We start from the raw sequence: 13,866 nt of genomic DNA on the forward strand, positions 1-13,866 counted from the left end.
ATATGTATATGAATATTGATGCAGAAGTTTTAATTAAGGAAGCAATTGAGGCTAGAAAAATGGCCTACACGCCGTATTCTCATTTTAAGGTAGGCGCTGCGCTTCTTACAGCTGATGGAAAAATTTATCGTGGCTGCAATATTGAAAATGCAGGCTATACGCCGAGCAATTGTGCGGAGCGTACTGCATTCTTTAAAGCTGTCAGTGAGGGAGAACGCTCTTTTGCGGCAATAGCAATTGTAGCAGGTCCAGAAAATGGCGATCTTGTGCTGACTGCACCATGTGGTGTATGCCGTCAGGTTATGATGGAATTTTGTGATTATGAGACCTTCCCAATTATTCTGGGAACCTCACCGAAAGATTATAAAATCATGACCTTAAAAGAAATTCTTCCGCTTGGTTTTGGACCGAAGAATTTAAACATTGAGCTTTGACAAATAAAAAAAATTGAAAAATGCTGACCTAGGGGAAAGACTTTAGGTTGGCATTTTTTATTGATTTTTATAACTTATTCAATGAAATTGGTAAAATTGAATTGAATTGTTTGAAATTTTGTGCTATGATAGGTGCAGAAATCACATAGAAAAAGCTGCATGGCAGCGAAAGAGAGGTAACAAATGGCAGAAGAAAAGATGCAGGCAGCAAAGGTTCTGCTTAAAAATCCATACAGACAGGTAATACTTCAGGATTATAATAAGACATTAGAAAGTCATAAATTCCGTAAAAAGGCAGAAGAAATTGAAAATGAGCTTTCATGGTTTACAGGAAAAAGCAGCCAGTACAGAGTAGAGGATCGTCAGGGCTTCTTTAAACATTTTCAGGAGCATTATGCAGGCAAAAAGCATGCACCATTAGCACCTATGTATCGCCCGCTTAGCTCCTACAAGTTTGGCGAGGAACCGCAGATTGTTTATTTCATGATGCTTTTTGTAAAGAAGGATGAGGATTTAAAGCAGTTCCAGAATGATCATCCGAATCGTCAGGAGGTGCTTTCTAGTGATGTGCTTCGTATTCGCTATCTGAAGCTTCGCAATGAATATCGTCTGCTTGGAGCTTTGCTTGACAGCTTAGATAAGGGTGTTGGCGCAATTGAGGTAACTATTGCAGAGCATTTTGTAACTGATTATACTCAGAATATGGATAAGTTAAGCATATCCCAGTTAAACAGCCGTTTCTTCCGCTCATTACGTGCACAAAAGACTGATCAGAGTTTTGCACTGTTAGAGCTTTTAAAGGAGAAGGATGCACCGGATACAGATTATATGGAGCTGCTTGCAACATATAATGCAAGAGATTTTGAAAAGTTAGTTGAGCTCGCAGATAAGTTCCCGAAGGAAAACAGAAACTATCAGCCAGTTATGGTACTTCGCACAGAGGCACAGGCTCGTCTTGGAAATATTCAGGGATTTATTGACAGCTTTAAGGCAGTTGATGATGAGGTAGTTGATACAGTTCATTTCCTGTTCTTATTGCAGGAGCTGATCACTCATGCAGATTATAAGGAACTGGATAATGATGAATTTGATCTTTCTATTCAGGAGCTGTTAAAGAGCAAATTTAAGCAGGTAGAATCCTCAACATTTGCAGGTCCGGTTAGCAGAAACTTTGTAAACTTCCTGCTTGAAGGTCTTCCGATTGCAGAGGAGCTTGCAGCAATTAAGAAGGAAAAGGGTGAGGATGCAATTCCACAGGATCGCTTAGATCGTCTGTATCAGCTGCAGATGGCGCTCGATCTTTATCCAAATGAGGATGTGAGCAGCTTAATTGATATTGAAACTATTGAGGAAAATGGATCTGCAAAGAGCAGAGAGAAGATTGGCCGTCTGGCACTGAGTCTGCTTCTTGAGAAGAGCCAGGATAAGAGCTTTGATAATATTTATCTTGCATTCCAGGCACTGGCACGCATGGGACTTCAGAAGGCATTTGTAAGCAATGTTGAGAACAATTTGCCAGCGCTTGTTCAGTTTGGAAGAAGTGGACAAAGAAGAGCATTTGATCTTATTAAGGCCGCTTATATTGCAAAGAAAGGTGCAGGTCTTGATACAGCAGAGCTTGAGAAGATTCTGACAGAAAATAATATTAGTCTTGAGACTGAAGAGAAATAAATCCGCAGCTATGCTGCCGGAATGCAAAAAGGGGCAGCTGCTTTTTGAGCAGCCGCTCTTTTTGTTACCATGATCTATGGATAAACGCCTTTTGATTCGTTCCCGGGTACGGCAAAAGACGATATGAAGACAGTATGTACAGAATATCTTGTTTTATTCTGTTTGACACGAGATTTTCACCGGCATTTGTGCCTGAAATAAAAGGCACAGGAAGATATGAGGATTTAAGAATGGAAGAACGATATTTGCAGCTTTTGGCAAGAGAATACCCAAACCGTCAGGCGGCGCTGTGCGAAATCGCAAATTTGACAGCAATGAGCAGCCTGCCAAAAGGAACAGAATATTTTTTTAGTGATCTACATGGGGAGCATAAGGGCTTTTCAGAGTTGATGAACGGTGCATCAGGAGTAATTCGTGAGAAGATTCGTATTCAATTTCAGGATGTACTGACTAATCCACAGCAAAATCAGCTTGCCAATTTGATTTATGATCCGGTTAAGGTACTTAGTTTGATGCATGAGTATGGCAGAGATACAAATGAATGGATGAAGAATACTATTTTTTATCTGACGCAGCTGTGCCGCAGTGTCAGTGCTAAATATTCACGTGTGCATGTGAGAAGCAAAATTCCGCATGAGTATGATTACCTTATGGAAGAACTTTTGTATCCAGGTCAGGACGAGGGCCGTTTAGAATATGGAAGCAGCATTATTGAGGCAGTTGTGTCAAGTGGGCTTGCAGATACGTTTATTCCCCAGTTTTGCAAGTTGATCCGCAGTCTGACAATGGATTGGATTCATGTAATTGGTGATATTTTTGACAGAGGACCACGCCCAGACAGGATCATGGAGGAATTAATTGAATATGGCGATGTTGATATTCAGTGGGGAAATCATGATATTTCATGGATGGGTGCTGCATGCGGAAACCGCGTATTAATTGCAAATGTTGTGCGCATGGGAATTAGCTATAACAATTTTGACTGCCTTGAAGATGGTTATGGAATCAATTTGCGTCCTTTATCAGATTTTGCATCAGAGGTTTACCGCGATGATTTATGCGAGCGCTTTTTGCCAAAGGTATTAGATGAAAATGTCTATGACAAGGTGGCAAAGAGTCTGTCGGCTAAGATGCATAAAGCGATGGCTGTTATTCAGCTAAAACTCATTGGCCAGATGGTGCACCGTCATCCAGAATATCATATGGAAGACAGAAATTTGCTTGAACATATTGATTACGAGAAAGGACTGTATAAGTATAATGGAATTACGTGCCCGTTAACTGATACTAATTTTCCAACGGTTGATCCACAAAATCCGCTTGAGCTTACACAAAAGGAAGCGCAGCTTATGGATGTGTTAGCTGCATCATTTGCACACAGCGAAGCTTTGCAGCGTCATGTGCGTTTTCTTTACAGCAGCGGAAGCATGTATTTATGTATGAATGGAAATCTGTTGTTTCATGGCTGTATTCCGATGAATGAAGATGGAAGCTTTGAAAGAGTCGAGGTGGATGGAGAAAAATATGCTGGCAGGGCGCTGCTTGATCGTCTTGAGCGGGCAGCGAGAGAAGCCTATTTTCTTCCTAAGGATCACCGGGATAAGCAAAAGAATGTTGACAAGATGTGGCTTTTGTGGTGCAGTGCACAGTCACCTTTATTTGGTAAGAGCCGAATGTCTGCATTTGAACGATATTTTACAAAAGAGAAAGCACTGCATGAGGAGGTATATAATAGCTATTATCGTCTGAGTGCAGATTCACATGTGTGCGAACAGATTTTAAAGGAATTTGGAGTAGATCCTGTACATGGTCATATTATAAATGGTCATGTTCCTGTTCGTCAAAAAGATGGTGAAAATCCGGTTAAGGCAGATGGAAAGTTATATGTAATTGATGGAGGATTGTCAAAAGCTTATCAGGCCAAAACTGGTATTGCAGGCTACACGCTGATTTTTAATTCACATTATCTTGCACTGGCACAGCATCATGATTATATTTCACATCCGTTGTCTAAGCCAGAATCAGATGATATGCCAACTCTTCAGATTACACAGAAAATGGACAAAAGAATACTTGTATCAGACACGGATGCAGGCAAGAAGCTTTCTCAAAGAATTGAAGAACTGAGCCTTCTTGTAAAGGCATATGAAAATGGCAGTTTTGTAGAGCGGGCTATCGCTGCATATCCAAAAACGACTCCGAGTCTTCATATGGAAACTATGGAAATTGTACGATAACGTTAAAACAAACACGAATATTCATAGAGATATTGACGAAAAACATAAAAAGGTGTATGATATATCTGTCTATTCGTAATTTCAGAAAAGGTTTTGTAGGAACCGGAAAGGTAAGGAAAGTTATGAAGTACAAGATTATGGAATACGATGATGTGCTGAAGCTTTATGAGGCTGACCTAGATCTGCGCGTCAATGATTATCATAAAAAAAGGGAGGAACTTATTGGCGCAAATGGATCAATTGTGGATTTTGCCAATGGACATGAATATTTTGGTATACACAGAACATCGGAAGGGTGGGTTTACCGTGAGTGGGCACCGGGCGCTTCTAAGATGTATCTGGCAGGTGAGTTCAATGGCTGGAATCACAGAAAACATCCAATGGAGCGTTTAGAAAACGGCGTTTTCGAGATAAAGCTTTCTAAGGATACGCTGTGGAATGGATGTAAGGTCTTAGCAATTGTAGAGCATGATGGTCAGGAGCTTGAGAGAATCCCACTGTATGCACGCAGAGTTGTTCAGGATCCTACAACCTATCTTTGGAGTGCAGAGGTTTATGATCCAGAGACACCATTTGCATGGACGGATCAGGATTTCCACAGTGAACTTCCGCCGTATATTTATGAGTGTCATGTTGGTATGGCTCAGGAGGAGAGAAAAGTTGGTTCTTATCTTGAATTTGCAGATAAGATACTTCCGCGCATACAAAATCTTGGATATAATACTATTCAGATTATGGCTATTATGGAGCATCCTTACTACGGTTCCTTTGGTTATCAGATCGGCAGCTTTTTCGCACCAGCTTCTCGAAGCGGTATGCCAGAAGATCTGAAATATCTTGTAAATAAGGCACATAGTATGGGTATTCGTGTGCTGCTTGATGTTGTACATTCTCATGCGGCAAAGAATACACGTGAGGGAATCAACGAGTTCGATGGAACAGATTACCAGTTCTTCCACAGTGGCGCAAGAGGCTATCATCAGGCTTGGGATACCAGATTGTTTAATTATGGAAAGAATGAAGTTATTCATTTCCTGCTTTCAAATTTAAAGTACTGGATGAAGGAATTCCATTTTGATGGTTTCCGTTTTGATGGTGTTACAAGTATGCTTTATCTTGATCATGGTCTTGGAACAAGCTTTGACAATTATGACAAGTATTTTTCCATGAACACAGATATTGAAGCAATTACTTATCTTACATTGGCAAATGAGCTTATTCATGAGGTAAATCCGAATGCAATGAGTATCGCAGAGGATATGTCAGGTATGCCAGGCATGTGTATTCCAATTGAAGAGGGCGGTATTGGTTTTGATTATCGTCTTGCAATGGGTATTCCAGATATGTGGATCAAGTTCTTAAAGGAATACAAGGATGAAGATTGGGATATGTGGAAGCTTTGGCATGAGCTTACCAGCCACAGACCACATGAGAAGGTAATTGCTTATGCAGAGTCTCATGACCAGGCACTTGTTGGTGATAAGACAATTATGTTCCGTTTATGTGATAAGGAAATGTATTGGTCTATGGAGAAGAATACCCAGAACTACATCATTGACAGAGGTGTGGCACTGCACAAGATGATTCGCTTTATTACGATGACACTTGGCGGCGAGGGCTATTTAAACTTCATGGGCAATGAATTTGGTCATCCAGAGTGGATTGATTTCCCGAGAGAGGGCAATGGCTGGAGCTATCATTATTGCAGACGTCAGTGGAGCTTAGTTGACAATCCAAACTTAAAGTACTGCTGGCTGAATGATTTTGATAAGGCAATGATTTCCTTCACAAAAGAGCATCATATCTTAGAAGATGAGAACCCATACAATATGTGGGTACATCAGCAGGATGATATGATGATTTATGAGAAGGGAAATGTTGTATTTGCATTTAACTTCCATCCAAATCGTTCTTTTGAGGGCTATTTTGTTCCAGTATCTAAGGCTGGAAAGTATCATGCTGTATTGACATCAGATGAGAGCAGATTTGGTGGACAGGATCGTATTGCGAAGGACGTTGTCTATAATACGGTTGAACTTCCAGATGGAAGAACAGGCTTCTTTGCTTATCTGCCAAGCCGTACAGCAGCAGCATTTTGCAGAATCGAGGATGCAGTATCAAAAAAAGAGACTGCCGCAGCTAAGGATGCGGTAGAAAAACCAAAGAGAGGCCGTCCGAGAAAAGCAAAGACAGAAGAACTCACAGAGGCAGCAAAGACAACAGAAAAGCCAACTAGATCAAGAAGAGTAAAAAAGGAAGCTGCAGAAGAAGTACCGGCAGAGAAGCCAAAGAGAGGTCGCCCAAGAAAGGTTAAGGAACAAGAACCAGAAGTGACGCCAAAGAAAGAGGCAGCAGAGGTACCAGCAGAAAAACCAAAGAGAGGCCGTCCGAGAAAAAAGCCAGTTGAGGCAGCGGCACCTGAAAAATAATTATTATATAATGATATGAAAAAGAGGAACTGTTTTGCAGTTCCTCTTTTTCATATCATTAGCGTTCTGCTTCCATCCAGCCATTAAATTTCATGATCTTAGATTTTTGCAGTCGTTCATCCTGACTGTCACAGCAGCGGTATTCTCGTGGTGACATGCCGATCATACGGCTGAAATAACGGTTAAAGCTGGAAATTGAATGAAAACCAACATCTTCCGATATATTTAATATAGAGTTTTCAGTTGAGCGAAGCAGATAGCACGCTTTATTGATACGTACAGTGTTTAAATATTCGAGTGGGCTGCGTCCCATTGCCAGATTGAAAATTCGGCGAAAATGGGTTGGACTTAATCCGCATAGCTCTGCTAAATAATCCATCGAAAAGGTTGTCATATAATTTTGCTTGATATACTCAAGTGCCGGGACGATTGAGAGCGTAGAGGCACTGTCTAACGTTTCTGGTGCAGCTTCCTGCTTAGGAAGAAAATTAACGGCGTCAATCAGTAGTGAAAGAAAATCAGAACGAACCTTTAAGTGATGATTAGAAGGCTTTTCCTGTATTGAGTAGCATATTTGGTTAAAATAAAATGAAACAGAAGGGCTATGACCTGCTGGAATTAAAAAAGCAGAATTTATTTTTCGAAGCAGTTCTGATGTTTGCTTAGCATATCCGCCAGTCAATGGGTCAAGAAGCTCCTGCGGATCGACAAACAGGTATGTCCAGAGACTTTGTGTACCAGGTGCACTATATGTTGTGTGAGGAATGTTTCGTGCAATTATGGTAATATCGCCAGCCGAAAAATGGCGGCTTTCTTTTTGGATAATTAGTGTACCTTCTCCTTCGTGACAAAGACCAATTTCAAGACAGTTATGAAAGTGAAGATTGGCACTTGGAACATCAGAAATCCACCACTGGTTTCCTGTCAGCAGCAGAATAGGAAATTCAACACGAAGCGGGTAATTACGAAATTCAGTAATAATATTTTTTTGTTTAGCCATAGTATACTCCATTAATGATAATGATTTTATATAAAATCATCTGTTAGTGTTACTTCTATTCTAAAGTAACATGTCATCTTTGTCAAATTAAAAAGCAGAGGGCGGCTATGAATACACAAAATATATGAAAAGGGTTGAAATTGCATAGTATATGAAAAGGTTTGATTAGAAAAAATGATAGAGTGTGCTAAAATGAAGACAATCAAGGGCAACATATTGCACTATAAAAAAGAGAAAGGAGGAGACAAACTATGGCAAAAGCTACAATTAGCAAGGGCGTAAAGACAAAAACGACCTGGGCAAATGCTTTGAAACGGGACTGGCAGTTATATCTGCTTTTGATGATTCCGGTTGCTTTAGTTGTGATCTTCAATTATGCATCATATGGCGGCATTCGTATGGTATTTATGGACTATAAACCTGCAAAGGGTTATGCCGGCAGTAAATGGGTAGGTTGGGCAACGTTCCAGAAGGTATTTAAGGATAAGGATTTTATCCGTGCGTTAAAGAGTTCTATCGTATTTAACCTTTTGGATCTGGCAGTTGGTTTTCCAATGCCAATCATTCTGGCATTGATTTTAAATGAACTTCGCTTTCCGCGTTTTAAGAAGGTTACGCAGACTATTCTTTATCTGCCTCATTTCCTTTCTTGGGTTATCGTCGGAAGCGTTGCTTATCAGATGTTCCGTCCAACCACTGGTATGGTAAACGTATTCTTAATGAATGCAGGTATTATCCAGAATGGTATTCCATTTTTGACTGAAAAATGGCACTGGGCAGTAACCTACCTGTTAATCGGTGTATGGCAGGGAATGGGCTGGGGTACCATTATTTATCTGGCAGCAATCACTGGCATTAGTGGTGAGCTTTATGAAGCAGCTATGATCGATGGTGCAAACCGTTGGCAGCGTATGTGGAACATTACGCTTCCTGGTATCAGAGGAACTGTTGTTACATTGCTTATCATGAATCTTGGTAAAGTTATGGGAAGTAACTACGAGCGTCTGGATCAGTTTGGAAATACGCAGGTTAAGGATTTCTCTTATCAGCTTGCTATCTATATTTACGATAAAGGTCTTGCAAGTGCAAAGTTTAGTATGGCAACTGCCGTAGGTTTGTTCCAGTCTCTGGTAGGACTTGTACTTGTTTTGTTATCTGACCGCATTGCAAAGATGCTTGGTGAGGAAGGATTATTATAAGGAGGGTGAATTGTCATGGCAAAGAAAAATAAAGAAAATGACATTGTTACCGACGGTAGCAGAGCCATAACTAAATTTCATGTCAGCGACGTCGTGATGGTGGTCATCCTTGTGATCCTGTGTGCGACTTGTGTAGTTCCATTTATTCACTTGCTGGCAAAGTCTGTTTCAAGTAATACAGCAGTTTTGGCAAAAAGAGTCAGCTTTTGGCCGATTGGCTTTAATCTGGATGCATATACATCCATTTTTGAGGATGGTTCGATGGTTAGTTCCTTCCTGTACAGTGTAATAGTTACATTAGTGTTTACATTAATGGGTATGATTGCTTGTACATGTGCAGCTTATCCACTGTCAAGAAAGAGATTAAAGGGAAGAACGTTCTTTACCTTTATCCTGATGTTTCCTATGTATTTTAGTGCAGGTTTGATTCCTACATATCTGCTGTATTCTGATTTACATATGCTTGATACTGTGTGGGTATTGATCTTACCATTAATTTATGCGCCATACAACATGTTAATTATGAAAACCTACTTCCAGTCCAACATTCCGGACAGCTTAGAGGAGGCAGCATTTCTTGACGGTGCAACGAACTTCCAGATCATCTGGAAAATTGTACTTCCACTGTCAAAGCCAATTTTGGCAACTCTGTCACTGTTCTATGCAGTAGGACGTTGGAACTCTTATGCAGATAATAAATACTATATTCGTTCTGAGGGTTTAAAGATGGTTCAGTATAAGCTGTCACAGCTTGTATCTTCTGCATCAGAGGCGCAGACAGCACAGCTTTCTGGTGAGGTTGTTGTTACAAGTACACCAGAAGTACTTCAGGCAGCATGTATTATGTTCGTAACTATTCCGATCATTTGTGTATATCCGTTCTTACAGAAATATTTTGTAAAGGGTGTTATGATCGGAGCTGTAAAGGGCTGATTGGGATTCAAAAAGATTTTATTACAAATCGTTACGTGAATTATAGAAATGACATAAAAGGAATTTGACAACAAGGGGCAATAAGATACGATATAACGTCGTTGCCTGCTGAAGGCGGCGGCAAAATATATAACGATCTTTATATAAGGAGGAATTTTACTATGAAAAAGAATCTTCGCAAGGTATTCGCCGTATCAATGGCAGGTGCTATGGTAGCAGGATGCATTCCGGCTATGGCAGACGAGGCAGCTTCTACCACAAATTGGGAGCCATTTGCAGAAACCGTGACTCTGAGAGTTCCAGTTTATGACAGAGGTGCAGAAGGTGTTCCGGATGTTTCCAATAACTATTGGACCGGCTGGATTCAGGAGAATTTTGGAGATCAGTACAACATTAAGGTTGAGTACGTTCCGATTACAAGAAGTGATGTTATGACATCATACGCACTGCTTGCAGCAGATCAGAACCTGCCGACAATCCTGATGGAGTATGATTATCCGAAGGTAGCTCAGTGGGCAGATGATGGTTATCTGGCAACCTTTAGCATGGATGATTTTAAAGAGGTAGCTCCTACCTATTATGCATCCATGGAAGAGGGTGGACGTCTGATGTATAGCACACTTGGCGGTGAGACATACTTTGCACTTGCCGAGAGACCATATTATGATACCGTTTATTCTTTCCAGACATTTGTTCGTATGGACTGGTTGGAGCAGGTAGGATATGATCATGTACCGACTAAGCGTTCAGAGTATCTTGATGCTATGAACAAGATCATGGAGGCAGGTCTTTGTGAGCATCCAGGCGGCGGTGCAATGCTGACTGGTGTTGGATCTGACCAGAATCAGGCATACAGAACTTATCCTTGCAACGAGGAAGAGTGGGCTATGTACGGCGATTACAACATTCCAGCACTTGGATGGGAGCCAAACTACAACCTGTTAAAGAGAGCAAATGAGGATTACAATTCTGGTATCACTGATCCAGAATATTACATCATCGACTCTGAGACAGCAAAGGCAAACTTCGTAAATGGCAAGAGCTACAGCTACAGCGGATATGTAAGTGCAAGCACAGATTTCCTGAATGCATTCTATGATCAGAATCCGGATGGAAAGTTAGCAATCACTCCAATCAGCGCTGAAGTAGATGAGTCTGGTGAAGACGGAATCGTAACAGTTCCGGCATGGAGAGCAGAGAACCCATTTGGTATGATCGTTGGATTCTCCAACACTGCAACTGATGATGAGTTAAAGGCTGCATGGATGTACATGGAGTGGTTAAGCCAGCCAGAAAACCTGTACACCTTCCAGTGGGGTATCGAGGGCGAGAACTACAACTTAGACGAAGAAGGCAACCCAGTTACCGTTAGTGATTATAATGGTGAGTACAAGCAGGGCTTCAACAACAGCAAGGACTACTGGTGTATCGTAAAGGAAAAGAGAACATTTGATACTGTTGAAGAGAATATCAAGGCTGATACTCCGCAGGATCTGCCGCAGAACTTCACAGATGATATCATTAAGTATTACTATGATCGTCTTGCAATCGCTGATCAGTATGGTTTAAGTGACTGCCAGTTCTCAGTAGTAATCGCTGCACAGTCCGAGTATCAGAACACCTTAGGTGAGCTGTACAAGGAGTTCAGAGATGCGCTGACCATGTGTAAGCCAGAAGAATTTGATGCAATGTATAAGGATTATGCACAGCAGTATGCAGATCAGGGATATCAGGAAGTTGTTGATGAGAGACTTGAAGCATTCCAGGCAGGAAACAGCACAAGACTTCCAGAGAACCAGAAGGCAGCTGACGCTGAATAATTCTGAAAAGTTATTCAAAAATGAATTAAAAGTGAAATAAAAAAATTACCCGTTGCTGATTTTATAATCGGCAGCGGGTGATTTTTTATGAAATAATCGGCACAAACTTCGCGCGGTTGCGAAGCGGATGATTCAGGTTGATTGCACCAGGACGCGGACAAGCTTTTCTGTGATACCTGTTTCATTGGCATATGGCCAAGAAGTGGTATGCATCATAACGCTTGTTCCCCCTTAAATCAGAATTGAAATTCATATTTTGAAAATGCAGTGCAAAGGCGAATGCCAGACTCCGCATCTTCCTTTGAGATAACGCTGCTGCTGCAGTGAGCGTAACGAGTGACAACAGAAATACCGCCGGCGCGGACGCCAAAGTTTGAAAGATTCATACTGGAGGCATCGCAGCCGCCTTTATCAATGACTTCATACTGGAATGGAATATCTTTATGACGGCAGCACTGCTCCATGGCAGCAATGACATCCTCATCACACAGAACAGATGGATCTGCGACCTTGATACCGATTCCTTCGCCGATTGCATTGCTTCCAGTCAGATCACACGGATAATCATGTGCCGGGGTAACGTCAACAGCGATGCCAATATCAGGTTTAATAAAGGCAGCAGTTGTCTTAGAGCCGCGGCAGCCAACCTCCTCCTGAACGGTAAATACATAATAAATGTCATTAGGATAAGTTCCGTCATTTTCACGAAGTGCTTCAATTAACTGAAAGCAGCCAACTCTATCATCAAATGTCTTTGAGCAGACAAGATCATTTGCAAGAGGAAGATATTCGCCGCAATAGCCGCATACAGAACCAACATGGACGTATTTAAGTGCATCCTCCTTGGATTTGGCACCGATATCAATAAATAGTGAATTAGGATCATTGTGTGCTTCCTCAATATTTTTCATGCTACTGACAACACCATAGATTCCATTTCTAAAAACGACTCTCGTGTTGTAGGCAGAGGCAGTCCAGTTCCAACCGACATTGCATACTAAAAGACGTCCATCATCCTCAATTTTCTTTACCATGAAGCCAATTTCATCCATGTGAGCAGCAAACATGATTTTCTTAGAGTGTGGTCCGCATTTGCCTTTTTTAACGGCAATCAGACTGCCGAGCGGATCAATAATCAGTTCATCTGCGTATGGACGCACCTCCTGTTCAATCAATTCGCGTACCTTTTTTTCGTATCCGGCGATGCCCTGAGTTTGGGTTAAGCGGATTAGAAGTTCTTCATTTCGCATCGCAAATACCTCCCTATTTTTGACTGCATAATTAATGATACAAATATTTGTGCAAGCCTATGAAGATTTTATCACCTTAAAAAATGGAATGCAATACGTGATTACCGAGTTTGATTTTTTTTATAAATTAGTGCAAGCCCCTTAAGCATTAAGTCAGGATCGTATGAAATTGATTCCTCACAGTACGTAAGGATTGCTGGTGCGATACCACCTGTGGCTACTACAATAGCATTTTCGCCAATTTCTTTTTTGATGCGGCGAATCATGCCGTCAATCATTGCAGCGTTGCCAAAGAGGGAACCGCTTTTCATGCAGTCAATTGTATTGCTGCCTATCACGTGCTTTGGCGCCTCTAAACTGATAAAAGGAAGCTGAGATGTCTGAGATGATAGCGAGTTTAGTGCGACAGAGGCACCAGGGGCAATTGCACCGCCTATATACTGGCGCTTATCATTTATAACAGAAAAAGTCGTTGCAGTTCCCATATCAATAATAATAGAAGGAACTGGATAAGCAGCTATAGCGGCAACGGCTGTCACCACAAGATCGCTGCCAAGCTGGGTTGGATTGTCAATACGAATAGAAAGACCTGTTTTTACGCCAGGTCCGACGATCAGCGGTTCTTTAGGAATTAATTTTGTCAGCGCTGTCTTTACAATATTCGATAAAGGTGGAACAACAGATGAGATAATGCTGCCATCTACCTGTGCGCGAGAAATAGAGTGAAGTTCAAAAATGAGCTTAAAATCAATGGCATATTCAAGCTCTGTCTTATCGGTACGTGTAGAGAGGCGTTCTGTAAATAAAACGTGATCAGCTTCAATTCCTCCAACTACAATATTTGTATTTCCAATATCAACTGCAATAATCATAACAATCTGCCTTTCTGTGAG

At 41.2% G+C, this 13,866-nt stretch carries 10 protein-coding genes; 7 read left to right on the forward strand and 3 right to left on the reverse strand.

Going from position 1 to position 13,866, the window contains the following annotated elements; all coding sequences use genetic code 11:
• Positions 1-8: 8 nt before the first annotated feature.
• The 4 genes from WJP93_RS05840 to WJP93_RS05855 all read left to right on the forward strand — a co-directional run bounded on the left by WJP93_RS05840 (position 9) and on the right by WJP93_RS05855 (position 6,771).
• Positions 9-434 (forward strand): cytidine deaminase, encoded by a 426-nt coding sequence (locus WJP93_RS05840; RefSeq protein ID WP_066558467.1) that lies wholly within the window; start codon positions 9-11, stop codon positions 432-434.
• Between the two features lie 183 nt (positions 435-617).
• On the forward strand, positions 618-2,105 hold the full coding sequence (locus WJP93_RS05845; RefSeq protein ID WP_337547296.1) for a hypothetical protein: 1,488 nt from the start codon (positions 618-620) through the stop codon (positions 2,103-2,105).
• A gap of 230 nt (positions 2,106-2,335) precedes the next feature.
• Positions 2,336-4,342 (forward strand): fructose-1,6-bisphosphatase, encoded by a 2,007-nt coding sequence (locus WJP93_RS05850; protein WP_337547297.1) that lies wholly within the window; start codon positions 2,336-2,338, stop codon positions 4,340-4,342.
• 122 nt (positions 4,343-4,464) lie between these two features.
• A complete protein-coding gene (locus tag WJP93_RS05855) occupies positions 4,465-6,771 on the forward strand; it encodes an alpha amylase C-terminal domain-containing protein (RefSeq protein WP_337547298.1) in 2,307 nt (768 codons plus the stop codon).
• A 58-nt stretch (positions 6,772-6,829) separates the two neighbouring features.
• Here WJP93_RS05855 and WJP93_RS05860 read toward each other — a convergent pair whose 3' ends face one another.
• Positions 6,830-7,771 carry a helix-turn-helix domain-containing protein gene (locus WJP93_RS05860; RefSeq protein WP_337547299.1) on the reverse strand — a complete coding sequence of 314 codons (942 nt, stop codon included), beginning with the start codon at positions 7,769-7,771 and terminating at the stop codon, positions 6,830-6,832.
• A gap of 251 nt (positions 7,772-8,022) precedes the next feature.
• Between WJP93_RS05860 and WJP93_RS05865 the strand changes: the two genes are divergently transcribed.
• The 3 genes from WJP93_RS05865 (at position 8,023) to WJP93_RS05875 (ending at position 11,723) form a co-directional block, all read left to right on the forward strand.
• Positions 8,023-8,970 (forward strand): ABC transporter permease subunit, encoded by a 948-nt coding sequence (locus WJP93_RS05865; RefSeq protein ID WP_066558456.1) that lies wholly within the window; start codon positions 8,023-8,025, stop codon positions 8,968-8,970.
• A gap of 15 nt (positions 8,971-8,985) precedes the next feature.
• On the forward strand, positions 8,986-9,903 hold the full coding sequence (locus tag WJP93_RS05870) for a carbohydrate ABC transporter permease (RefSeq protein WP_082868500.1): 918 nt from the start codon (positions 8,986-8,988) through the stop codon (positions 9,901-9,903).
• A gap of 161 nt (positions 9,904-10,064) precedes the next feature.
• A complete protein-coding gene (locus WJP93_RS05875) occupies positions 10,065-11,723 on the forward strand; it encodes an extracellular solute-binding protein (protein WP_337547300.1) in 1,659 nt (552 codons plus the stop codon).
• 236 nt (positions 11,724-11,959) lie between these two features.
• On the opposite strand, the gene WJP93_RS05880 is transcribed toward WJP93_RS05875, so the two are convergent.
• Positions 11,960-12,973, reverse strand: coding sequence for a M20/M25/M40 family metallo-hydrolase (locus WJP93_RS05880; protein ID WP_337547301.1), 1,014 nt, complete (start codon positions 12,971-12,973; stop codon positions 11,960-11,962).
• A 101-nt stretch (positions 12,974-13,074) separates the two neighbouring features.
• Positions 13,075-13,845: a type III pantothenate kinase gene (locus WJP93_RS05885; RefSeq protein ID WP_337547302.1), complete on the reverse strand. Its 771-nt coding sequence runs from the start codon at positions 13,843-13,845 to the stop codon at positions 13,075-13,077.
• Positions 13,846-13,866 lie beyond the last annotated feature (21 nt).

Source organism: Anthropogastromicrobium sp. (genome assembly GCF_037349415.1).
GTDB lineage: Bacteria > Bacillota > Clostridia > Lachnospirales > Lachnospiraceae > Anthropogastromicrobium > Anthropogastromicrobium aceti.